The organism is Stenotrophomonas maltophilia group sp. msm1, from assembly GCF_032025805.1.
In the GTDB taxonomy this organism is placed as follows: Bacteria; Pseudomonadota; Gammaproteobacteria; order Xanthomonadales; family Xanthomonadaceae; genus Stenotrophomonas; species Stenotrophomonas hibiscicola.
In genome coordinates this window covers 900,496-923,407 of sequence record NZ_JAVSKH010000001.1, presented here as the reverse complement: position 1 = coordinate 923,407, position 22,912 = coordinate 900,496, and the positions used below count along the sequence as shown (strand labels likewise).

The window sequence follows — 22,912 nt, the reverse complement described above, 5'->3', positions numbered from 1 at the left end:
TCCGGGTGGGTGGTCGCTGCATCAGACCACACTCGGGCGGGAGAGGTTCCCGCGCCGGCTTGTTGTAGAGCCGAGCCCGCGCTCGGCTGCTCTTCGAGTGTCGGTGCACGCCAGCCGAGCGTAGGCTCGGCTCTACAGGAAGGGTTACGCAGGTTTTACGCGCGCACACGGCCACGGGCATCGCACCTTTACGGCCAGCACGTGCATCGTGTGCCCACCGCGCCGCAGGGCGCATTCCGCAAGGTGTTGTATGACCCTCCTGGTGATCCGCCACGCCTCTTCGTCGGCACCGCGTCCCCAACTGCCGGCACAGTTGGCCGGCCATCGCGTGCTGTGCAGCGACTGCGCCAGCCTGTCCGAAGTGCGCCAGTGCCTGTGCCAGCCGCAGGCGCGTTCGGCCGACTGGGTGCTGCTGGATGTCGGCGTGGCCGACGAGGCGCAATGGCAGGCCGAGGGTGGCGCACTGCAGGCGGCGCTGGAACGGCTGCCGGCGCAGTACATCGAGCTGCAGTCGCCCAGCGAGCCCGGCCTGGATGCGCGGCTGCGCCTGCAGCACGGCCCCGCCGCGGTAGTGGTCGACCAGCGCAGCCAGCAGGCCGGCTATCCGCTGTCGCTGGCCATCGTCGGCCGTCGCCTGGCGCAGGAGGGCTGAGCCATGTCGATCTTCATCATCCGCGGCCCGGAAGCCGCCGGCGCCTTGATCCGCACGGCAATGCCACTGCCGGCGCCGGTCCTGAAGTCGCTGGTGCATCGCGCGATCGATGCCGGCACCAGCGTGGCGATCCGTGCCTGTGGCTCGGAACAGGAACTGCTGGACGCACTGCGCGTGGCCGATCACAGCCGTGGCGAAGTGACACTGCTTGACCCGGGTGCGTGCGCCAACAGCCTGCGCCTGCAGCGCCTGCTGCCCTACCTGCACAATGCCTACGTGGAGGTCCACGACGACGGCGCGGTGGCCGAGCCCTGCCTGCCGGCCGGTGTCGGCCAGCGCTTGGGCATCGCCGCCGGCTATGGCGCGCAGAGCTATGTGCTGGCGTTGGATATCGCGCTCGATCACCTCGGGTTGGCCGAGCAGGCCAACCGGGTGCACGTGGGGACGTGATCCGCTTGTGTAGAGCCGAGCCCATGCTCGGCTGCGTCTCCAGAAAAAGCCAGCCGAGCATGGGCTCGGCTCTACACAAAGAAAAACGGCGGGGTTTCCCCCGCCGTTTTCGATTTCTCACTTCAGCCCGCGGAACTTCAGCAAAGGTTCCACCGACGGGTCCTTGCCGCGGAAATCGCGGTACAGGGTCGACAGCTCCACGCTGTTGCCGCGCGAGAGGATCTTGTCGCGGAACTCCTGGCCGTTGGCCGCCGTCAGCCCACCGTGCTCGGTGAACCACTGGTAGGCGTCATGGTCGAGCACTTCGGCCCAGAAGTAGGCGTAGTAGCCGGCCGAGTAACCGCCACCCCAGATGTGGTCGAAGTAGGTGGTGCGGTAGCGCGGCGGCACCTGCGGCAGGTCGACCTTGAACTTCTTCAGCGCGCTGGCTTCAAAGGCGCCGACATCCTGCAGCGGCGCGTCGGCCTTCTGGGTGTGCCAGGCCAGGTCCAGCAGCGCGGCAGACAGGTACTCGGTGGTCGCATAGCCCTGGTTGAAGCTGCGCGCCTTGAGGATCTTGTCGACCAGTTCCTGCGGCATCGCCTCGCCGGTCTTGTAGTGCTTGGCGTAGTTGGCGAACACCTTCGGATCCAGCGCCCAGTGCTCGTTGAACTGCGACGGGAACTCGACGAAATCACGCGAGGTGGCGGTGCCGGCAATCGACGGGTACTTCACGTTCGAGAACATGCCGTGCAGCGCATGGCCGAACTCATGGAACATGGTGGTGACGTCGTCGAAGCTGATCAGCGCAGGCTGGCCGGCGGCCGGCTTGGTGAAGTTGCAGACGTTGTAGACCACCGGCTTGGCACCGGTCAGGCCGTCCTGTTCGACGAACACGTCCATCCAGGCGCCGCCGGACTTGCTGTCACGCTTGAAGTAGTCGGTGTAGAACAGCGCCAGCGAGGTGCCGTCCTTGTCGAACACTTCGTACACCTTCATGTCCGGGTTGTAGGTCGGAATGTCGGTACGCGGCTTGAAGGTGATGCCGTACAGCTGGGTGGCGGCGTAGAAGACGCCGTTCTGCAGCACATTGTCCAGTTCGAAGTACGGCTTGATCTGCGATTCGTCCAGATCGTACTTGGCCTTGCGCACCTGCTCGGCGTAGAAGTCCCAGTCCGAAGCGGCGACCTGGAAACCACCCTTCTGCGCGTCGATCACCTTCTGGATCTCGCCGGCTTCGGCGCGCGCCTTGGCGGTGGCGGCCGGCACGGTGTCGGTCAGCAGCTTGAGTGCCGCAGCCGGGGTCTTGGCCATCTGGTCGCCCAGCTGGTAGTCGGCGAAGGTCTCGAAGCCGAGCAGCTTGGCCTTCTGCGCACGCAGCTGGGCCAGGCGCTGCACGGTCTGCCGGGTGTCGTTGGCATCACCGCGCTCGGCGCGGGTCTCCGAGGCCTTCAGCACGGCGGCGCGCTGGTCGCGATCGCTCAGCGAGCCGAGCACCGGCTGCTGGGTGGTGTTCTGCAGCGGCAGCAGGAACTTGCCGTCCAGCTTGCGTTCCTTGGCGGCGGCCGCGGCGTTGTTGATCGCATCCTCGTCCAGGCCGGCCAGCTTGGCCTTGTCGTCGACGACGACGGCCGCAGCGGCGGTGGCGGCCACCAGGCGGGTATGGAACTGGGTGGAGAGGGTGGTCTCTTCCACGTTGAGCTTGCGCAGGGTCGCCTTGTCAGCGTCGGACAGCTGCGCACCGGCGCGCACCAGGCCGTCGTAGTAGTGCTCGACCAGGCGCTTCTGCACCGGATCCAATTCCAGCGTGTCGCGCTGGTCATAGATCGACTTCACGCGCGCGAACAGCTTCGGATCGAGATTGATCTCGTCCTGGTGGGCAGCCAGCTTTGGCGCCACTTCTTCCTGGATCTTCTGTCGTGCATCGTTGGTATCGGCCTGGACCAGGCCGAAGAAGATGCGCGAGACGCGGTTCAGCGTCTCGCCGCTGCGCTCCATTGCCACGATGGTGTTGTCGAAGGTGGCCGGCTCGCTGCTGTCGGCGATCTTGCGCACGTCGGCCAGGTGCTGGCGCATCCCCTCTTCGAACGCCGGCAGGTAGTCGCTGTCCTTGATCTTGTCGAACGGCGGCGCCTGGAACGGCAGCGTGCTCGCACTCAGCAGAGGGTTGGTGGAGGCTTCGGCCGGCTGCTGGGCCGGGGTCTTCTGGGCATCGGACACGGGGGTGGACTCCTTGCCGGAACAGGCCGCCAACGCCAGGCTGATGGCGGCGGCCAGGACTACGGTACGCGACATGTAAAACACTCCTTGGGCAGACGGTACGGGATACCAGCCCTCCACCCTACTCCTGTCGCGCTCGCCCGGCATGTGCCGGACGTGGCGTCTATGCAGCGGCCTGCGGCAGGCTCAGACCGTACCGCGGGTCTTGCCGATCCAGGGCCGGTAGAACTCGCGGATCGCGGCCATGTCGGCAGCGTCATCACCACTGGGCGTGAACAGCGGGCCGATACCGATGGTCTTTTCCGGGTAGTGGAAGTACGCGGCAAGGATCGGCACGTCAGCCATCCGGGCGATCTTCAGGAAACCGGCCTTCCAGTCCTTCACCGCCTTGCGGGTGCCCTCGGGGGTGATGGCGAACCACATCTTCTCGTTGTTGCGCAGCAGGTCCACGGCCTGTCCGACGGTGCCCTGCGGCGAGCTGCGATCGAGCGGGATCACGCCCAGCCTGTGCAGCAGCGGGCCCAGCGGCCACCAGAACAGCGACGCCTTGCCCAGTACCTTCACCTTCATGCCCAGCGCGATCTTGGCCGCCATGCCCCACAGCCCATCCCAGTTGGACGAATGCGGGGCGATGATGAAGACCAGCCTGGGGATGTCAGGCAGGGTGCCGGTCACCTTCCAGCCGCCCATGCGCAGGGTGCAGCGCGCCAGCCAGCGCAGGAAGGCGTTGGGTTTGACCTGCGGCATCTGCGGCGGCACGGCCGGCAGCAACGAAGTCGGGTTGTTCAAGCAATCACTCCCAGTCACGTGATGAGCGACCGCGCTTGATCTGCGCGCGCCCGCGTTTGGCGTCCAGACGACGCAGTTTCGACCCGAGGGTCGGCTTGGTGGCCTTGCGCGGCTTGGGCACGCTCAGCCCGGCCTGGATGAAGGCCGCCAGCCGCTCGCGCGCATCCTCGCGATTGCGATCCTGGGTCCGGAAACGTTGCGCATCGATGACCAGCACGCCTTCGCCGGTCATGCGCCGGTCACGCCGCGCCAGCAGGCGTGCGCGCAACGGTTCGGGCAACGAAGGCGAGTTGGCCACGTCGAAACGTAGTTCCACCGCGGTGGAGACCTTGTTGACGTTCTGGCCACCGGCACCGCTGGCACGCACGAACCGCTCGACGATCTCGCCGTCGGGGATTTCAAGCTGCGCGCTGATGGTGACCGGTCCACTGCCCATCCGCGCATTGTAGCGGCAGCCACGTGCCAGAGTGCGGCATCGCGCGCCGTATGCCGCCGATCAGGTACCGAACACGCCGCCTTCGCCTTGGCTGCGGGTATGCTGGCCGTCCCATGTACCGCAGGAAGCCCGCATGACCCGCACCACACCCGCCCTGCCGTCCCTGCTGCGCCGCGCCGCCCTGCTGCTGGCGCTGGCCGTGGCCAGCGTTCCGGCCCTGGCCGCGCCACCGACAGACGGCGACATCAACCGCCTGCTGTCGGCCTCGCGTGCGCAGAGCATGATCGACACCATGCTGCCGCAGATCGAGGCGATGCAGCAGCAGCAGTTCCAGCAGGTGGCCGCACAGCGCCAGCTCAATGCCCAGCAGCAGGAACAGCTGAAGCGGATCCAGGCACGCACCAGCCAGACGCTGCGCCAGGCCCTGTCGTGGCAGCAGCTGCGGCCGATGTACGTGGACCTGTACAAGAAGACGTTCAGCAAGGAAGACGTGCTGGCGATGGCCGAGTTCTACGAGAGTTCGGCCGGCCAGAGCCTGCTGGACAAGACCCCGGCGCTGATGCAGAACGTGATGGTGGCCATCCAGGCGCGCATGCAGCCGCTGTTCGCGGATCTGCAGAAGGATCTGGAAGCCATCGTCAACGAGCCGGAAAAGAAATAACGGGGTGCGCCGGGCCACGCCCGGCCGCTGGCTGTAGAGCCGAGCCCACGCTCGGCTTACGGCAGCAGCATCAGGCGTCGTCCACCTGCCAGCCAAACAGGTCCAGCGCCTTCTGGAACCCGCCGTCCAGCGGCGCACGCACATCCACCGTGCTACCGTCCGGATGCGGGAAGCGCAGGCGCTCGGCGTGCAGCAGCATGCGGTGCACGCCCTGCATGCGGAAGATGCGGTTGTGGCGGCCATCGCCATGACTGGTGTCGCCAATCATGTGGTGCGAGAGGTGCTTGAGGTGCCGGCGGATCTGCCGGAAGCGCCCCGTCTGTGGCTGGCAGCGCAGCAGTGCATAACGCGAACGGGTGAACTCACCGACCGGCACCGACAGCTCGCCCGTCGCCAGGCGCTGGAAGTCGGTGATCGCCGGCTTCTTCACCGGCTTGCCCGGGCCGCCATCCAGATCATGGTCCACCCGCCAGGACAGTTCCGCCGGCCATCCCCGGCAGACCGTCAGGTAGTCCTTCAACACTTCGCCGCCCATCAACGCCTTGCCCAGCGCGCTGGCGGTCTCGCGGTCGAAGGCCAGCAGCAGGCAGCCACTGGTGGCCCGGTCCAGGCGGTGCACGAGGAAGATCGGCCGCCCCAGCTGCTCGCGCAGGCGGTCGGCCAGGAAGTCGTCTTCGCCACGGGCCAGCTTGCTGTCGTGGACCATCAGCCCGGCAGGCTTGTTGACCACGGCCAGGCGCTCATCCAGGTGCAGCAACTGCAGGGGCGCGGTGTCGGTCTCGACCGCGGCGAGGGTATCGGGTTCGGTGCTCACCGCGGGATTATCGGGGCTGGGCACTGAATGGGGTAGAGCCGGCCGCTGGCCGGCTGCCTCAGGGTCGTCTGGCTGCTGGGGTTGCCGGCCAGCGGCCGGCACTACCAGATCAGGCGCGGCCGGCCCTGCCGGATCAGGCGCGGGCAACGCTGCAGTCAGGCGCTGCGTACGGCCAGCAGCTCGCCGTTGCCAACCGGCACCAGGCTGACGCTGAAGTCCGGATCAGCGTACAGCAGCACGCGCAGCGGTTCCATTTCCTGCGCATGCGAGGTGGCGTTGTCCACCACCAGCAGGCCCCCCGGCCGCAGCACGCGGCGCAGCTGCGGCCACCAGCCGGCGTACTGCCCGCGGTCCGAATCGAGGAACAGCAGGTCAATGCTGGCATCGACGGCCTGTGCCAGCCACGGCCCTGCATCGTCGTGAACCAGCGTGATGCGATCGGCCAGGCCACTGCGCGCGAAGGTGTCACGCGCCATCGCCGCCTTGTCCTGTGCGTATTCCAGCGTGATCACGTGGCCGTCGATGGCGGCGGCAGCCTCGGCCAGCCACAGCGTCGAATAGCCGTTGGAGGTGCCGATCTCCAGCACCCTGCGCGCGGCGCCGAAGCGGACCAGCACGGACAGGAATTCACCCGTGTCCGGCGTGATGTTGAGCATGCGGCGGCCACGCGCGCTCTCGCGGGCGTCGTTGTCGGCGCCGAAGCGTGCCAGTTCGTCCTTGAGCGCTTGCAGCATGGGACCTACTTCCACCACGCGCGCGCCAGCGCCACTGCGCCCAGCGCACCGGACAACCAGCTCCACATTGGCAGGTCGCCCCAGTACCAGCCCGGCGGCTGCAGCACGTACATGAGCGCGGCAATGGCCAGCAGGCCCACGCCAGTGATCGCCCCCACCGCGCGCTTCTGCAGGCGCTGCACGCTGGCGTCCAGAGCGGCCAGGTCGCGCGAGCGCATCGACAGTTCATGGCGGCCTTCCACCTGCTGGGTCAGCCAGGCGTGTACCAGACGTGGCATGTCCGGGGCATGGGTCATGATTTCCGGCAGGCGCTTGCCGATCTCGCGTACCACCCGGCGCGGGCTGTAGCGCTCGCGCAGGATCTTCGCCAGCACCGGCTTGGCCACCGCCCAGATGTCGATCTGCGGGTCCAGCTGGCGGCCGACGCCTTCGATGTTCAGCAGGGTCTTCTGCAGCAGGATCAGCTGGGGCTGCAGGGTCAGCTGGTAACGCTGCGCCACGCGGAACAGCTTCATCAGCACTTCGGCCAGCGAGATCTGCGACAGCGGCCGGGTGAAGTAAGGTTCGCAGACCGATCGCACCGCCGCTTCCAGATCGTCGATGCGTACGTGGTCCGGCATCCAGCGCGCCTGCACGTGCAGTTCGGCAATGCGGCGGTAGTCACGGTTGAAGATGGCCATGAAGTTCTCGGCCAGGTAGTACTGATCTTCCTGCGAGAGCTGGCCCATGATGCCGAAGTCCAGCGCGATGAAGCGCGGGTTGGCGCGACGCGCCGGATCGGTGTCGACCCAGATGTTGCCGGCATGCGCATCGGCATGGAAGAAGTTGTCGCGGAACACCTGGGTGTAGAACACCCGCACGCCCTTGGCGGCCAGAGCCTTGCGGTCGATGCCGGCCTTGTCCAGCGCGGCGATGTCGTCGGACGGAATGCCCCACACGCGCTCCAAGGTCAGTGCGCGCTCGGCGGTATGGCTCCAGATCACTTCCGGCACGTACAGGTCGTCGCTGTTTTCCCAGAAGCGGCGCAGCACGCTGGCATTGGCGCCTTCGCGCTGCAGGTCCAGCTCGGCGGCCAGGGTGTTCTCGACCTCGGCCACCACTTCGCGCGGCCGGATTTTGTCGGCGCGCGGGTGGGTGCGCTCGACCAGCGCGGCCAGCGAATTGAGCAGGGCGATGTCGGCGTCGATCTGCTTCTCGATGCCCGGGCGAAGTACCTTGACCACCACCTGGCGGCCATCGGCCAGCGTCGCCGCGTGCACCTGTGCGATCGAGGCCGAGGCCAGCGGTTCGGTGTCGAAGCTGGCGAAGGCCGCACTGACCGGCAGGCCGAGCGCGTCCTCGACGATGCGGCGCGCGGTCTCGCCATCGAACGGCTTGACCCGGTCCTGCAGCAGGGTCAGTTCATTGGCCACGTCCGGTGGCACCAGATCGCGGCGGGTGGACAGGATCTGGCCGAACTTGACGAAGATCGGGCCGAGGTCCTGCAGCGCCAGGCGCAGGCGTGCACCGCGCGACTGTGCGGCGATGTCGGCCGAGGCCCGCGGCACGAACGGCTTGGCCAGGCGCAACCAGCGCTCGGCCGGTGTGCCCTGCAGCAGGTCGTCGAGGCGGTAACGCAGGATCACCCGGCCGATGCGGCTGGCCCGCAGCACGGCCTTCATGCGGCACCCCGCAGGCGCTGCACGCGAGCACCCAGACGCTCGACGTCATCGCGCAGCACGTCCACGTCATCGTGGAAGGCGTCCAGCTCGGCACGCGGCACCACATCGCGCGATTCCTCGGTGATGAACTCGGCGGCGCTGTGGGCCAGATCGATCGCGCCCTGGCGCGCGTGCTGCAGGCCGTTGCGCAGGGTGTTGGCAACCTGCACGCCCAGTACCTCGCCGAATACGCTGACGAAGGGCTGCTGCCAGTCCGGGTCGAAGCCCTTGGCCAGCTGCTGCAGGCGTCGCGCCAGTTCGGCATCGCCGGCCACGCGCACGCGACCCTTGCCGTTGCTGTCACCGCGCCGCGCGTTGGCCAGCAGCGGCAGCTGCGCCAGCACGCCGGCCAGGCTGCTGCGCACGGCCAGGTCGGCTTCCTGCGCGTCCACCGGACCGACCCGCAGCTGGTCGCCGTCGACGCTGATGCGCATCGCCAGCGACGGCGCTTCCAGGGTCAGGTCGATGTGGCGGCCGTCGAGGCTGGCCAGGGCATGGCGGGTATCCGGATCCAGCGCCAGGGCGCGGTTCAGGGCGATCTGCAGGGCGCGGCCAGCGACCGGCTTGAGGGACTTGAGCAGGGAAGGAGCCATGGGCGCATTCTACCTGCGTGGGTGGGGGGCTTGGGCCGGGCTGCCGCCCGGCACCCGCAGATGCAACAGCCAGGGCAACATCAAAAGCTGGCTATCCGTGGGATGGCGGGGTGGGTCCGGTTGCGGGGGACGCTGCAAGTACGTCCATGTAAGCTCGGTCGCGCCATCCATGGCGCTCACGCCCCCGCAACCGGACCCACCCCGCCTTCGACAGCTTGCTGCGATCTGTCGGGACGGCGTTCTGTGTTGCTGTGGTGGGTGTCGACCTTGGTCGACACGGTAGATCCACGCCATGCGTGGATGGATTTCTGGTTCATCTGTGCCTCACGCGGAGGGCCGATGAAGGTTCATGCTATGGGGCCACGCAACGCACAGGACATCGCATTCCCCATGGCACGGACCCGGGTCGGCATCATCTTCGGTGGCAAGTCATCCGAGCACGAAGTTTCCCTGCAGTCGGCGAAGAACATCCTCGATGCGCTTGATCGCGAGCGCTTCGAGCCGGTGCTGGTCGGTATCGACAAGCAGGGTCAGTGGCATCTGAGCCAACCCGATACCTTCCTGATCAATGCCGATGATCCGTCGCGCATCGCCCTGCATCGGTCCGGTACGTCGCTGGCGGTGCGCCCGGGCGCCGAGCAGGCGCAGCTGCAGCCGTCCGATGCGGCCAGCGCGTTCGGCCAGATCGATGTGGTGCTGCCGATCGTGCACGGGCCGCTGGGCGAGGACGGTGCGCTGCAGGGGCTGCTGCGCATGGCCAACCTGCCCTTCGTCGGTTCACCGGTACTGGGCTCGGCGGTGGCGATGGACAAGGACGTGACCAAGCGCCTGCTGCGCGACGCCGGGCTGCAGGTGGCACCGTGGCTGTGCATCCGTCGCCATCAGGCGGCGGCAGTCGATGTCGATGCGGTGATCGCGCAGCTCGGCCTGCCGTTGTTCGTGAAGCCGGCCAACCAGGGTTCGTCAGTGGGGGTGAGCAAGGTCAAGGATGCAGCGGGCTTCGCCGAGGCGCTGGCATTGGCGCTGCGCTACGACCACAAGGTGCTGGTGGAATCGGCGGTGGTCGGCCGCGAGATCGAGTGCGCGGTGCTGGGCAATGCGCATCCGCAGGCCAGCCTGTGCGGCGAGGTAGTGGTACACGACGAGTTCTACGCCTACGACACCAAGTACATCAACGACGATGGCGCCGACGTGGTGGTACCGGCAGACATTGATGGCGCAACGCAGGCGCGTATCCAGCAGATCGCGCTTCAGGCCTACCGGGCGCTGGAGTGCGCGGGCATGGCGCGCGTGGATGTATTCCTCACCGCAGCGGGCGGGATCGTCATCAACGAGGTCAACACGCTGCCGGGCTTCACCCGCATCAGCATGTACCCGAAGCTATGGGGCGCCAGCGGCGTGGACTACACCACGCTGATCACGCGCCTGATCGAACTGGCGCTGGAGCGCCACGAGGCCGATCGCGGACTGCAGAGCGCTGTGTAGCGGCGCTGTGTGTAGCGTCGAGCCATGCTCGATGATCCTCTGTAGAGTCGAGCCATGCTCGACTCACGAGAAACAGTCGAGCACGCTCGACTCTACAAAGGGGCGTGCCGACCAACGGTCGGCACCCACCGGAAAGAGCAGTGCCGGCCAGCGGCCGGCACTACCCTGCGGTCTACTAGCCTCGCTTGCGGAACATCGAGATCACCGCAAGGATCAGGAACACCACGAACAGGATCCAGGCGATGTTCGTTGCGGCGCCGGCGATACCGGAGAAACCCAGAACGGCGGCGATGATGGCGATGACAAAGAAGATGATGGCGTAGTGCAGCATGGCGCTCCTCGCGGGTGGTCGAGCCTTGGATGGCGTGGGTCCATCCTCCCGATCCTGCGGTGTGCAACCAGTGATGGCGATCTATGCAGCAGATGAAGCCTTCAGCCTGCGCAGCCCTTCTTCGATGCTGACTTGCGGCACGTAGCCGAAGTCACGGCGCGCCGGTTCCATGCTGTACCAGTGTGGCGTACACAGCTGTTCGGCCAGGAAACGGGTCAGCGGCGGCTCCCCGCGCAGTCGCAGCAGCGGCCACAGCCGCTCGCAGACAGCGCCGATGCGGTAGGCGGTCTTGAAGCTGATCGCCTTGTCCACCGTCGGCGCACCCACCGCAGCCAACAGCTTGTTCACCAGTTCGCGCATCGGCAACGGCTCGCCATTGGAGATGAAGTAGGCCTTGCCCGCGCACGCAGCGCCCGGTGCCAACGCTTCGAAGGCGAGGAAGTGCGCCAGCGCGGCATTGTCGATGTAGGTGGTATCGACCTTGTTGCTGCCATCGCCCACCAGGCGCAGGCGGCCCTGCCGCGCACGCTCGGCCAGGCGCGGCACCAGCTGCTGATCGCCAGGGCCCCAGATCAGGCGCGGACGCAACGCCATCGTCGCCAACGCGGCATCGTTGGCGGCCAGCACGCGCTGTTCGGCGATCGCCTTGGTGGCCGCGTACGGCGCCTGGAAATCTTCGCCGTACGGCACCTCGTCGGCGCCGAGGCCTTCCACCGGATGGGTAGCGCGATGGGTCACGCTGGGCGTGGAGGTGTAGACCAGCCTGCCGATGCGGTGCGCGCGGCAGGCTGCGATGACGTTGTCGGTGCCGACCACATTGGCCTGGTGGTAGCTGTCATAGCTACCCCACGCGCCGGCCTTGGCACCATTGTGGAACACCGCATCGACGCCGGCCACCGCATGCAGCACCGCCTGCGCATCGGCCAGATCACCGCGGATCTGGCCCACGCCCATCGCCTGCAGTTCGGGGTAGTGGCTGCGGTTGAACGCCAGCACCTGGTGGCCACGCTCAACCAGCCCGCGGCACAGCGCCTGACCGAGGAAACCACCGCCGCCGGTGACCAGGATTTTCATGCGCGCTTCTCCAGTTCGGCGCCGGCCCAGACGGCGAGCTTTTCGCGGCCGATCTTGGCGTTGTGACGGATATCGACGGGGAACGCCGGATGCACCAGGACGTGCTGCAGGTTCGCATCGGGCAACCGTGCGGCGGCTTTCGCACGCAGGGCCTCGCGCAAGGCCGGGCTGTCGCTCTGCCCGCGCTGCAGTTCCACGCACAGCACCGGTACCTGTGCACCGGCCGGGCCAACACCCACCAGGGCCGTGCGCGCCACGCCGGGCACGGTGTTGAACACCGGCTCGACCTGTTCGGTGTACAACGGCCCCTGCGCGGTTTCCACGCGATGGGTCTTGCGGCCGCAGAACCACAGACGGCCCTGTGCATCAAAGTAGCCCACGTCGCCCATGCGATGGACGATGCGGGTGCTGCCATCGGCCAGCGTCTCGCGGATCTTCGCCGCCGCGGTGGCCTGCGGGCGGTTGAAGTAGCTGTCGGTGGCGGTTGGGCCGGCCACAGTGATTTCTCCCACCTCGCCGGTGGCCAGCACACGTGCCTGCGACCAGTCGGCCAGCGGCGCGTCATCGATGGCGATGATGCGGACCTCGTTCGGTTCCACCACGCTGCCCACGCAGGTGCCAGCGCCGGCCTCGGTGGCGGCGCGGGTGCGCTCCAGCTCACGACCCTCCACCACTGCCACCGGCAGGCACTCGGTGGCGCCATAGGGAGTCCAGAACTGCGCATCGGCCGGCAGCAGGCTGCGGATGGTGGCGACCACGTCCGGCGGCACCGGTGCACCGGCCGAGGTCACCCGGGTCACCGTCGGCAGCGGCCGGCCATGCTTCGCCAGCACCCGCATCAGCGCGGGCGAACCAAACAGCTGGGTCACGCCGAAGCGCTGGATGGCATCGTGCAGGCGTGCCGGGTCGGCCTGCGCCGGCCGCGTCGGGTCCATGTCCGGGATCACCGAGGTCAGGCCCAGCGCCGGGTCGAACAAGGCAAACGGCGGGAAGGTCGGCAGGTCCACCCCGCCCGCTTCCATGCCGAAGGCACTGCCCAGCAGCTGGATCTGGCCGACGAAATGGCGGTGGCGGTAGACCACGCCCTTGGGCACGCCGGTGGAGCCACTGGTGAACAGGATCGCGGCCATGTCCTCGCCATCGGTGTCGGCCAGCATCGGCCCAGCGCTGGCGCCGGCGCGCTCCAGCGCGGCCAGGCTGGTGCCGCCCCAGCCGAGGCGGCGGCCGACAGTGACCAGGCGGGTCGCCGAGGGCGCCCAGCGCAGCGCCAGCCGCGCCACCTGCGCCAGTGGAATGCCGATGAAGGCCTGCGGCTGCGCCTCGTCCAGGCACTGCTTCAGGGCGCGCTTGTCGATGCCCGGGTCGACCAGCACCGGCACCGCCCCCAGCTTGAACAGCGCGAACATCAGCAGGAAGAATTCCGGCGAGGGCCGCACCATCACCACCGTGCGCACCCCGCGGCCGATCCCGTAGCCGGCCAGACCGGCGGCCATGGCGTCGCTGCGGGCATCCAGCTGGCGGTAATCGAGGGTGACGTCGTAGGCGGCCATGCCGTTGCCGGCGCCTCGGCGGCCCGGGCAGCGGATGGCGATCTGATCGGGGCGTTCACGCGCCAGTTCAGGCAGGCGCGCGGCAATGTTGCAGGGTCGGTTCATCCGTTCATTGTCGCCGCTTACGGAATTTCTTGCGCGGCGGCCGACTTCGTGGAAAATCCGCACCCTCGTTCCCGATTCCGACTGCCGCCCGAGGCGGCTTGCCCATGCAACATCCCTGCATGACCTGCGGCGCCTGCTGCACCCAATACCGCGTGGCCTTCCACTGGATGGAATCGGACGAGGTCACCCCCGGCGGCGTGCCGCACCAGCTTACCGAGGTGCTGGACCCGCATCGCCTGTGCATGCGCGGCACCCATTCCAAGCCGGTGCGCTGCGTCGCGCTGGATGCGCAGATCGGCGTGTATTCACGCTGCACCATCCACCCCAACCGGCCCAGCGTGTGCCGTGAGGTGGATGCATCGTGGGAATACGGCAAGGCCAGCCCGCAGTGCGACAAGGCGCGCATCGCCTATGGCCTGGATCCGCTGACCCTGGCCGACTGGCGCTGGCGTGATGACGCCGACAATGACGACGACCACCCGGACGACAACGGCAACAGCCCTTCCTCGCCGCCGCAGGCGCCGGTCGCCGCGTAATGGTAGTGCCGGCCGCCGGCCGGCAACCTCATCAACCCTTCGGGTGTGCCGACCAACGGTCGGCACCCCCACCGGAAGGGGTGGGTGCCGACCGTTGGTCGGCACACTTCTCAGATCGGGTTCTTGTCCAGGAACGCCCGGATTTCCGGCACCAGCACCTCGTGCTTGTCTTCCAGCACGTAATGCCCGGCGTCCTCGAACGCATGTACCTGGGCCTTCGGCAGCGCGGCCTGGAAGCCCTTCAGGAAATGATGGTCGAACACGAAGTCGCGCAGGCCCCAGCCGAGAAAGGCGGGACGGTCGGCGAACGAGGGCAGTGCCTTGCCGGCACGCTCCAGCAGCGACCAGGCCTTGTCGGCCGGCGACAGCGGGATGTCCTGCATGAAGCGGATGGTGCTGATGCGGTTGGCCCAGCTGTTGTACGGCGACACGTAGGCGCGGCGCACGTCGGCCGGCATCTTCCGCTCCACGCCCAGCCACGAGGCACCGGAGGAGAACGCGTTGAAGCTGCGGATGATCCACTCGCCGATCTTCCAGTGACGGCCCAGCGCGATCTGCCACGGCATCTTCTTCGCCGCCGGCATCGGGAACGCGGCGGTGTTGAGCACCACCAGGCGCTTGACCTGGTCGTGGTGCGACAGCGCCCAGCCGAAACCGATCATGCCGCCCCAGTCGTGCACGGCCAGGGTCACCGGTCCGGTGATGCCCAGGTGCTTGAGCAGCGCATCGAGGTCGTCCACGCGCGACTGCAGCGTGTACTCGTAGCGGCTGTCATCAGGCTTGTCCGACAGGCCCATGCCGATATGGTCCGGCACGATGCAGCGGTAGGTGTCCGACAGGCCGGCCACCAGCGTGCGCCAGTAATAGCTCCACGACGGATTGCCGTGCACCATCACCACTACCTCGCCGTCGCGCGGGCCTTCGTCGAGATAGTTCATCGACAGGCCCGGGCGCACTTCGAAGCGCTGCGGGTGGGCGGGGTAACCGGGAAGATCGCGCATGCGGAGCACCTTGGAAGAATCGCGGCGCGGTGTAGCGCCGAGCCATGCTCGGCGGCTCTCCGGTCAGGCCGCGGAAGAACCGCGCTGTGCGCGTGAGCCGAGCATGGCTCGGCTCTACAGGAGGTCGGGCAGCGGGCTGCTTACCAGACCACTTCAGCCATCGAACAGTTCAGGCCGGAACCAATGCCCAGAAGCGCGATGCGATCACCCTTCTTCAGCTTGCCCAGCTGCTTGAGCTTGCTCAGCACGATCGGCACCGAGGCCGGCCCGATGTTGCCGTGCTCGCCGAAGATGGTCATGACCTTCTTCGGGTCGATGCCGAAGTTCTTGATGAACGCAGCGGTGTGCGGCTGGCTCACCTGGTGGATCACGAACTGGTCCAGCTCTTCCACGGCCCAGCCGAGTGCGATCTTGGCGGCGGTGAAGGTCTTCTGTGCCAGCTTGATGCCTTCGATCAGCAGCAGGCGGGTGTCAGTGACCATGCGGTCCAGGTTGCCCAGGCACAGCTGGTTCCACTCGGTCGCCGAGCGGGTGACGCCACCCTTGTAGCGCGGCGCGTCCGGCACCAGCTCCGAGCGCGCCATCACCATCGCGGCAGCACCCGAACCGGTGGTCAGGGCCGCCAGTTCGTTGCGGAAGTCGTCGGCGGTGACGTCCGGAGCGGTCATGCGCTCCAACGTCTTCTCGTACACCAGGTTGGCGGTCTCGCCATCCACCACCAGCGCGTAGTCGATGTCACCGCGCTCGATCATGCGCGCGGCGATATCCATGCCGTTGATGAAGGCCAGGCAGGCGTTGGCGACGTCGAAGGTCATGCATTCGTCGCTGACGCCGAGGTTGCCCGACACGATGGAGGCGGTGGACGGCTCCAGGTAGTCGCGGCTGACCGAGGTATTGACCAGCAGGCCCACCTGCGTCGCATCGATTCCAGCGTCTTCCAGCGCCTTGCGGCCGGCCATGGTGGCAGCGTCGGACGCCAGCACGCCGTTGTCCCACAGGCGGCGCGCGTGGATGCCGGCGATATCGCCGAGCACGTCGGTGCGGATGCCCAGGCGATCCAACGTCGGCTGCAGGCGTTCGTTGATTTCCTTGGTGGTCAGCGTATGCGGTGCGTCGACGTGTGCCAGGCCGGCGATCGAGACATTCTTGAAGAGCATCGAGGTTAGCGCCAAGGCTCAGGCAAAAGGGGGCGCTATTCTATAACCCCGGGGGCCTTCACCGCATCTTTACGAATTCAGCGCTGGCCGTATGGTGAAGCGTTCAGCGCGGTGGGCACTGGAACGCGGCGAAGCGCTGGCTGCCATCGGCCGGGGCCGCAGCGGCCTGCACGGCATTGGCACCTGCGCTCGGGGCCTCGTTGCGGGCCAGCGTTTCCAGCTCTTCCTGCACGCGCAGCGGGTTGCGGTTGTAGAAGCCGACCTTGCTCTTCACGGTGACGACCACTTCGCCCTTGGCGATGCAGCCAGCGGGAACGGGGCCTGCCGGCAGTACGCGGGTCGCCTTGCCGGCCGGTTCGATCGGCACCCAGGTACAGGCGGTGACGGTGAGCAGCAGGGAGGAAAGCAGCAGAACGCGCATGGGCAGATCCTGGAAGGGTATGGGGGGATTCTGCCTGAACAGCCTGAATCGGGGGTAGCCGTGGCGGAGCCCAGGTAGCGCCGGGCCATGCCCGGCGAGCGCACAGCGCGGCATGGCTGGCCGCCGGAAAGCCGCCGGGCATGGCCCGGCGCTACCACGGGAGACCTGCCCGCCGTGGCGGGCAGGCACATCCCTTATTTCTTGACCGGGTTGCCTTCGGCATCGATTACGGTCACCTCGCCCAGGTTCAGCGCACGCACGGCCGCTTCGGTCTGCTTGAGATCACCCACCACCACCCAGGTCAGCGCCTGCGGCTTGATCTCGGCGGCGGCCTGCTGCACCTGCGCCGGGGTCATCGCCTCGATCTCGGCCTTGCGACGCAGCACGTAGTCGTCCGGGCGCTTGAACTGCACGATCGAGCCGATGGTCGAGGCTACCGCGCTGGCGGTCTCGTAGGCACCGGGCAGGCTCAGGGTCTGGATATTGCGGATGCGGTTGACCTCGGCAGCGGTGGCCGGCTTGCTGCCATCGGCGAACGCGGCGATTTCCTTGCGCATTTCCGCCAGTGCCGGGCCGGTCTTGTCGATCTGCACCGGCGCGCTGGCCATCCACGGGCGCTGGCCCACCGAATTGACCGCGCTGCTGCGCGCACCGTACGACCAGTGCTTGTCTTCACGCAGGTTCATGTTCAGGCGCGAGGTGAAGTCGCCGCCGATCACACCGTTGGCGATGTCGAAGCGGGTCGAGCTGGTGGCGCTGGAAGGTGCCACCACTTGGCCGGCGAACAGGTTGGCCTGCACCGCGCCCGGCTGGTCGATCAGGAACACGCGCGGGCCCTTCGGCAGCGCCACGTCGGTGGCCGCCTTCACCTGCGGGGCATCGCCGGCAGCCTTCCAGTCGCCCAGCTGCTTGTCCAGCAGCGGCACGATCTCGGCCAGGGTGGTGTCGCCGACCACAATCAGGGTGCCGTTCTGCGGGCGCAGCCAGTCGTGATGGAAGTCGACCAGGTCCTCGCGGGTCAGGCCGTTGATCGCCGCCTCGTCGCCGCTGCCGGTGAACGGAATGGCATACGGGTGGCCCTTGCCGTACAGCAGCGGGGGCAGCACGCGCATCGCCACCGCACCCGGGTTGACCTTCTCCTGCTGGATGCCCGCGATCCAGCTCGCCTTGACCCGGTCGATCTCGCCCTGCTCGAAGCGCGGTTCGCGCAGCAGGTCGCGGTACAGCGCCAGCGACGGCACCAGGTTTTCCTTCAGCGCCGACAGGTCCACGCTCATCGAGTCCAGGCCGGCCGAGGCATCCAGGCTGGCGCCCAGCGCATCCGCCGCATCGGCGAAGGCCAGCGAGCCGAGCTTGCCGGCACCCTCGGTCATCAGGCTCATGGTGAAGTTGGCGGTGCCCGGTTTGCGGCCCTGGTCGGCACTGAAGCCGCCCGGGAACTGGTAGCTGAACTGCACCACCGGAATCTCATGGCGCTCGGCCAGGATCACCTGGGTACCGTTCTTCAGTGTCGCGCGCTGCAGCGCCGGGAACTTCAACTGCGGGAACTCGCGGGTCTGCGGCACGCCGGCCTTGCGGTCGACCTGCTCCGGCAGCGTGCTGTACTTCGGGTCCACCGCTGGCACGGTGAACGGCTTCGGCGCCTGGCTCGGATCTTCCTTCAGCGCCACGCGCTCACCCGGTGCGATCACCAGGGTGTGGCTGCCCTTGTCCAGCCACTGCGCGCCGAGCCGGCTCAGATCGGCGGCACTGGCCTTCTCGATGTTGGCCAGCGAGGTGCGGAAGCAGCCCGGGTCGCCGGTGAACACCGCACATTCTGCAAGGGCGTCGGCCTTGCCGCCGAAGCCACCGATGCGCTCGATGCCGCGGATGAAGCCGGCGCGGGCGCCGGTCTTGGCGCGCTCCAGTTCCGCGGCGGTCGGGCCCTGCTTGATCAGCCGGTCCAACTCCTCGTCGATGATCTTCTCGACCTTGGCCGGGTCCTGGCCCTGCTTGACCGTGGCCATGATCACGAAGTTGGAGCCCAGCTGTGACGTGGAGAGTCCGGCAGCAATGCTGTCCACCAGCTTGTCCTGGTGCTGCAGGCGCTGGCTCAGGCGCGAGGACTTGGCACCGCCCAGCACCTGCGCGAACAGCTGCAGCTGATCGACCTCGGTGGTGCCGACCTGCGGCACGTTCCAGGCGCGGTAGATACGCGCCTGCGGCACCTTGTCGGTCATCGTCTCGCGCGTATCGGCGCTGCGCTTGGCCACGTTCACCGCCGGCTGCGCCATGGTCGGGCCGGCCGGGATGCTGCCGAAGTACCTGGAGACCTTTTCCTTGGCGGTGGCCAGGTCGATGTCGCCGGCCAGCACCAGCACCGCGTTGTTCGGGCCGTACCAGGTGCGGAACCAGGTCTTCACGTCGTCCAGCGACGCCGCGTTCAGATCGTTCATCGAACCGATCACGCCGTGGTGGTACGGGTGGCCCACCGGATACAGCGCCTTGTTGAGCTGGTCCCAGGCCTGGCCGTAGGGCTGGTTCTCGCCTTGGCGCTTCTCGTTCTGCACCACGCCACGCTGCTCGTCCAGCGCGGCGTGGTCGATCGCACCGACCAGATGGCCCATGCGGTCCGATTCCATCCACAGTGCCATGTCCAGCGCGGTGGTCGGCACGTTCTCGAAGTAATTGGTGCGGTCGGTGTTGGTGGTGCCGTTCTGGTTGGTTGCACCGACCTGCTTGAACGGCTCGAAGAACTCGCCGTCGTGGTTTTCGCTGCCCTGGAACATCAGGTGTTCGAACAGGTGCGCGAAGCCGGTACGGCCGGCCGGCTCGTCCTTGCTGCCCACGTGGTACCAGACGTTGACCGCGACGATCGGCGCCTTGCGATCGGTGTGCACGATCACGCGCAGGCCGTTGGGCAGGGTGAACTGCTCGTACGGGATATCGACCTTGGCCGGTGCCGCCGGCTTGGCGGCGAGCGCATGGGTGGGCGCGAGCGTGCCCAAGGCGGTGCTGAGGGCGACGGCCAGCAGTGCAGCGCGCGGGCGAAGGGCGAGAGACATATCCGGATCCTTGGTCACATAGGTGAACCCCGATCCTAGCCTGCGCACGGAGCGGCAGGAATCGGCCAGCAGTCACTGGGGGTGTTTGCCTCCTTGCCCCTCCACCCCTGCTTTGCGGCCCGGGAGGGGCGGTCACAAGCGCCCGCAGGCAACGTCCGGACAGTGTCCGCGGCCCGAGGAATGGACAGGTGTCCGCCCACCGGACACTTCTCTACCCGAACAAACCCCTTCTAAATCAACAACTAAAAGTTGGCACGCGGATTGCTTGGTAGTTCCTGCGCCAGGAAGGACTTCAGACGAAAGCTGACTGAAGACTGAACAAATGCAGGAAATCGGAAATTTTCCTTGCAAGCCCAGAATTGGTGTACTACCTTACTACAACACCACTGATCACCAACACTAAACAGGCCCCGTCATGAACGCCAAGACCATTGCCATCGCCATCGCCCTGATTGCCGGCACCGCGGTTGTTTCGTCGGTGCAGGCCTCCGAATCCATCAAGACGCTGTCCACCGTGCAGGTCCGCCCTGCCGCCGACCAGCTGGCCCAGCAGGCCTGGGAACAGGCCAGCGGCATCCCGACCCTGGCCACCGTGGAAGTGCGCCCGAGCGCCGACCAGCTGGCCGAGCGCAACGGCTACGTCGCCGCCCCGGTTGCGGCCGCGATGCCGATCACCACCCTGGCCTCGGTGGAAGTGCGCCCGAGCCTGGAACAGCGCGTCGCCCTGGCCGCCGAGCTGGAAGCCCAGCGCTACGCCGCGACCCTGGCTGCCGCCGCCACCAACGTCGCCAACTCGGTCATCGTCAACCTGCCGGCCCTGCAGGTGCGTCCGAGCGCCGCCGACCTGCAGGCCCTGGCCACCGAAACCGCCCAGGTCCTGCTGCGTCCGTAACCGGTGCCGCCCTGCCTCGCGCAGGGCGTGCGCCGTAAAGGCGGCCGCCGTCGCAGGTACACTGCGCCGATGAATGCCGCGCCCCAGTTCCACGTGATCCTGTTCCAACCGGAAATCCCGCCCAACACCGGCAATGTGATCCGGCTCTGTGCCAACACCGGCGCGCAGCTGCACCTGGTCGAGCCGCTTGGCTTCGCACTGGAAGACAAGCAGCTCAAGCGCGCCGGGCTGGACTACCACGAGTATTCACGCCTGCAGGTGCACCTCGACCTGGACACCGCGCTGGCGCGGATCGCACCGAATCGGTTGTTCGCACTCAGTACCCGCGCCAGCGTGCGCTACGACAGCGTGGCCTTTGAAGAGGGCGATGCCTTCCTGTTCGGCCCGGAAAGCCGTGGCCTGCCGCAGGACGTGCTCGATGCCCTGCCCGACGGCCGCCGCCTGCGCCTGCCGATGCGGCCGGGCAACCGCAGCCTCAATCTTTCCAACACCGTTGCGGTGGTGATGTACGAGGCGTGGCGGCAGCATGGGTTTGCCGGCGGCGCGTAGCGCCACGCGCCTCTCTTCTGCCTGATTGTTGCTGTGGCGGGCGCATGCGTTCATGGGCGTTACTTTTCTTTCCGCGCGGAAAGAAAAGTAACCAAAAGAAACGCGCCGCCATCCGCGAGCCGGTGCTGCGCACCGGTACCCTGCGCTCCTCGGCCCGCCGGGGGACGGCGCGAACTCGCTGCGCTCAGACACCCGCGCCTCTTCGCCCCCGCCGGACCTGCGGTGCTCGGCTCGCTTCAAGGCGGACCCGACAGCCGCGCGGTACAGACTGTCCTTGAACCCATCGCGGTCCGGTGCGCGGTTCGGCACACCGATCGCTCGCCTGCGAATACGCTACTGGACAATGCCGGCCAGCGGCCGGCACTACCGCTGCACTCAGAACGCGTTGATGCCGGTCAGTTCGCGGCCGATCACCAGCTGGTGCACGGTCTCGGTGCCTTCATAGGTGATCACCGATTCCAGGTTCAACGCGTGACGGATCGCCACGTGTTCGGTGGTGATGCCGGCCCCACCCAGCAGATCGCGACACTCGCGGGCGATGTCGATGGCCATGCGGCAGTTGTTCCACTTGGCCAGGCTGACCTGCTGCGGCTGCAACTGGCCGGCTTCCTTCAGGCGGCCCAGCTGCAGCGCCAGCAGCTGTGCGGTGGTGATGCGGCGGGCCATCTCGGCCAGCTTGATCTGCGCGCTCTGCGTCGCCGCCAGCGGGCGACCGAACAACACGCGCTCCTTGGCGTAGCCCAGCGCTTCATCCAGGCAGGCAATCGCCGCGCCGATCGGGCCCCAGCTGATGCCATAGCGGGCCTGGGTCAGGCAGCCCAGCGGCCCCTTCAGGCCCTTCACGTTCGGCAGGCGGTGGCTGTCGGGCACGCGCACGTCATCGAAGAACAGCGCACCGGTCAGCGAGGCGCGCAGGCTCATCTTGTGCTTGATTTCCTGGGTGGTGAAGCCGGCCATGCCCTTCTCCAGCACGAAGCCCTGGATCCCGTCCTCGGTCTGCGCCCAGACGATGGCCAGGTCGGCCACCGGGCCGCTGGTGATCCACATCTTGCTGCCGCTGATGCGCCAGTCGCTGCCGTCGCGCACGGCGCGGGTCTTCATGCTGGCAGGATCGGAACCCCCATGCGCCTCGGTCAGGCCGAAGCAGCCGATCAGCTCGCCGCGCGCCATCGCCGGCAGCCACTGCTGGCGCTGTTCCTCGCTGCCGTACGCGTAGATGGGATACATGCACAGCGAGCTCTGCACCGACACGAAGCTGCGCAGGCCCGAATCGCCGCGCTCCAGCTCCTGGCAGATCAGGCCATAGCTGACCGCGCCGAGGCCACCGCCGCCGTACTCGGTCGGCAGCGTTGCGCCGAGCAGGCCCAGTGACGCGATCTCCGGCACCAGTTCAGACGGAAAACGGGCCTGGTCGAAGGCATCGCCGATGATCGGCAGCACGCGCTCGTTGGTGAAGCGGGCGACACTCTCCTGCACCGCACGCTCTTCCTCATTGAGCAGGGAACGGACATCGAACAGATCGTACGGATGCAAAGCCATGGCACTCACACGCAGTCAGGACCCGGCCATTGTCGGTCATCCGGGCAGCGCGTGCCGACCAGGGTTGGCCCACCACCAGGGCTGAGGTACTACGCTGCGCTGCAGCAATCGTGCGGTGAACGGCGTCTATCTAGCTCGATCACGCGCGTCCCGGTACCCTGACACATTCAAACAACCGTTTCGCCCGTGGCCGCACGCGC

At 67.4% G+C, this 22,912-nt stretch carries 22 protein-coding genes; 7 read left to right on the top strand and 15 right to left on the bottom strand.

The window, feature by feature from the left end; genetic code table 11:
- Positions 1–250: 250 nt before the first annotated feature.
- Together ROV95_RS04050 and ROV95_RS04045 are read left to right on the top strand one after the other, a co-directional pair.
- On the top strand, positions 251–652 hold the full coding sequence (locus ROV95_RS04050; RefSeq protein WP_021203742.1) for a hypothetical protein: 402 nt from the start codon (positions 251–253) through the stop codon (positions 650–652).
- A 3-nt stretch (positions 653–655) separates the two neighbouring features.
- Positions 656–1,102: a 3-dehydroquinate dehydratase gene (locus ROV95_RS04045; RefSeq protein ID WP_004153636.1), complete on the top strand. Its 447-nt coding sequence runs from the start codon at positions 656–658 to the stop codon at positions 1,100–1,102.
- 117 nt (positions 1,103–1,219) lie between these two features.
- On the opposite strand, the gene dcp is transcribed toward ROV95_RS04045, so the two are convergent.
- The 3 genes from dcp to arfB form a co-directional block, all read right to left on the bottom strand.
- Positions 1,220–3,376 carry a peptidyl-dipeptidase Dcp gene (gene dcp / locus ROV95_RS04040; RefSeq protein WP_019661886.1) on the bottom strand — a complete coding sequence of 719 codons (2,157 nt, stop codon included), beginning with the start codon at positions 3,374–3,376 and terminating at the stop codon, positions 1,220–1,222.
- Positions 3,377–3,487: 111 nt separating this feature from the next.
- On the bottom strand, positions 3,488–4,090 hold the full coding sequence (locus ROV95_RS04035) for a lysophospholipid acyltransferase family protein (protein ID WP_010487088.1): 603 nt from the start codon (positions 4,088–4,090) through the stop codon (positions 3,488–3,490).
- 4 nt (positions 4,091–4,094) lie between these two features.
- Positions 4,095–4,526 (bottom strand): alternative ribosome rescue aminoacyl-tRNA hydrolase ArfB, encoded by a 432-nt coding sequence (gene arfB, locus ROV95_RS04030; RefSeq protein ID WP_005420755.1) that lies wholly within the window; start codon positions 4,524–4,526, stop codon positions 4,095–4,097.
- A 133-nt stretch (positions 4,527–4,659) separates the two neighbouring features.
- Between arfB and ROV95_RS04025 the strand changes: the two genes are divergently transcribed.
- Entirely contained in the window at positions 4,660–5,187 is a 528-nt protein-coding gene (locus ROV95_RS04025; RefSeq protein ID WP_019661887.1) for a DUF2059 domain-containing protein, read from the top strand.
- Positions 5,188–5,257: 70 nt separating this feature from the next.
- On the opposite strand, the gene ROV95_RS04020 is transcribed toward ROV95_RS04025, so the two are convergent.
- From ROV95_RS04020 to ROV95_RS04005, 4 genes are all read right to left on the bottom strand, one after another.
- On the bottom strand, positions 5,258–6,001 hold the full coding sequence (locus tag ROV95_RS04020) for a pseudouridine synthase (protein ID WP_207049543.1): 744 nt from the start codon (positions 5,999–6,001) through the stop codon (positions 5,258–5,260).
- 155 nt (positions 6,002–6,156) lie between these two features.
- Positions 6,157–6,735 carry an O-methyltransferase gene (locus ROV95_RS04015; RefSeq protein WP_312543157.1) on the bottom strand — a complete coding sequence of 193 codons (579 nt, stop codon included), beginning with the start codon at positions 6,733–6,735 and terminating at the stop codon, positions 6,157–6,159.
- Positions 6,736–6,740: 5 nt separating this feature from the next.
- Positions 6,741–8,396: a ubiquinone biosynthesis regulatory protein kinase UbiB gene (gene ubiB, locus ROV95_RS04010; RefSeq protein WP_058979718.1), complete on the bottom strand. Its 1,656-nt coding sequence runs from the start codon at positions 8,394–8,396 to the stop codon at positions 6,741–6,743.
- Positions 8,393–9,028, bottom strand: a complete 636-nt coding sequence (locus ROV95_RS04005; protein WP_021203737.1) for an SCP2 sterol-binding domain-containing protein — start codon at positions 9,026–9,028, stop codon at positions 8,393–8,395. Before ROV95_RS04005 ends, ubiB begins: the two co-directional genes overlap by 4 nt.
- 390 nt (positions 9,029–9,418) lie before the next feature.
- Between ROV95_RS04005 and ddlA the strand changes: the two genes are divergently transcribed.
- Positions 9,419–10,513, top strand: a complete 1,095-nt coding sequence (gene ddlA, locus ROV95_RS04000; RefSeq protein ID WP_312543155.1) for a D-alanine--D-alanine ligase — start codon at positions 9,419–9,421, stop codon at positions 10,511–10,513.
- A 175-nt stretch (positions 10,514–10,688) separates the two neighbouring features.
- Here the strand turns inward: ddlA and ROV95_RS03995 are convergent, their stop codons facing one another.
- The 3 genes from ROV95_RS03995 to oleC all read right to left on the bottom strand — a co-directional run bounded on the left by ROV95_RS03995 (position 10,689) and on the right by oleC (position 13,573).
- Complete coding sequence (locus ROV95_RS03995; protein WP_005407633.1) at positions 10,689–10,844, bottom strand: DUF1328 domain-containing protein; 156 nt, start codon at positions 10,842–10,844, stop codon at positions 10,689–10,691.
- Between the two features lie 81 nt (positions 10,845–10,925).
- Positions 10,926–11,918, bottom strand: coding sequence for a 2-alkyl-3-oxoalkanoate reductase (oleD, locus tag ROV95_RS03990; RefSeq protein ID WP_134735589.1), 993 nt, complete (start codon positions 11,916–11,918; stop codon positions 10,926–10,928).
- On the bottom strand, positions 11,915–13,573 hold the full coding sequence (gene oleC, locus ROV95_RS03985) for an olefin beta-lactone synthetase (protein ID WP_134735588.1): 1,659 nt from the start codon (positions 13,571–13,573) through the stop codon (positions 11,915–11,917). The genes oleD and oleC overlap by 4 nt, the downstream gene beginning before the upstream one ends.
- 104 nt (positions 13,574–13,677) lie before the next feature.
- Between oleC and ROV95_RS03980 the strand changes: the two genes are divergently transcribed.
- On the top strand, positions 13,678–14,109 hold the full coding sequence (locus tag ROV95_RS03980) for a YkgJ family cysteine cluster protein (RefSeq protein WP_029380125.1): 432 nt from the start codon (positions 13,678–13,680) through the stop codon (positions 14,107–14,109).
- 110 nt (positions 14,110–14,219) lie between these two features.
- Here ROV95_RS03980 and ROV95_RS03975 read toward each other — a convergent pair whose 3' ends face one another.
- The 4 genes from ROV95_RS03975 to ROV95_RS03960 all read right to left on the bottom strand — a co-directional run bounded on the left by ROV95_RS03975 (position 14,220) and on the right by ROV95_RS03960 (position 19,732).
- Positions 14,220–15,110 (bottom strand): alpha/beta fold hydrolase, encoded by an 891-nt coding sequence (locus ROV95_RS03975; protein WP_227844221.1) that lies wholly within the window; start codon positions 15,108–15,110, stop codon positions 14,220–14,222.
- Between the two features lie 140 nt (positions 15,111–15,250).
- Complete coding sequence (locus ROV95_RS03970) at positions 15,251–16,267, bottom strand: 3-oxoacyl-ACP synthase III (protein ID WP_014035559.1); 1,017 nt, start codon at positions 16,265–16,267, stop codon at positions 15,251–15,253.
- A gap of 103 nt (positions 16,268–16,370) precedes the next feature.
- Entirely contained in the window at positions 16,371–16,688 is a 318-nt protein-coding gene (locus ROV95_RS03965) for a DUF4156 domain-containing protein (RefSeq protein ID WP_005407628.1), read from the bottom strand.
- Positions 16,689–16,882: 194 nt separating this feature from the next.
- Positions 16,883–19,732, bottom strand: coding sequence for a pitrilysin family protein (locus ROV95_RS03960; protein ID WP_312543152.1), 2,850 nt, complete (start codon positions 19,730–19,732; stop codon positions 16,883–16,885).
- Between the two features lie 415 nt (positions 19,733–20,147).
- Between ROV95_RS03960 and ROV95_RS03955 the strand changes: the two genes are divergently transcribed.
- Positions 20,148–20,624, top strand: coding sequence for a hypothetical protein (locus ROV95_RS03955; RefSeq protein WP_014035556.1), 477 nt, complete (start codon positions 20,148–20,150; stop codon positions 20,622–20,624).
- Between the two features lie 69 nt (positions 20,625–20,693).
- Entirely contained in the window at positions 20,694–21,173 is a 480-nt protein-coding gene (locus ROV95_RS03950; RefSeq protein WP_312543150.1) for a tRNA (cytidine(34)-2'-O)-methyltransferase, read from the top strand.
- A gap of 375 nt (positions 21,174–21,548) precedes the next feature.
- On the opposite strand, the gene ROV95_RS03945 is transcribed toward ROV95_RS03950, so the two are convergent.
- Positions 21,549–22,712, bottom strand: coding sequence for an acyl-CoA dehydrogenase family protein (locus tag ROV95_RS03945; RefSeq protein ID WP_057504116.1), 1,164 nt, complete (start codon positions 22,710–22,712; stop codon positions 21,549–21,551).
- Positions 22,713–22,912 lie beyond the last annotated feature (200 nt).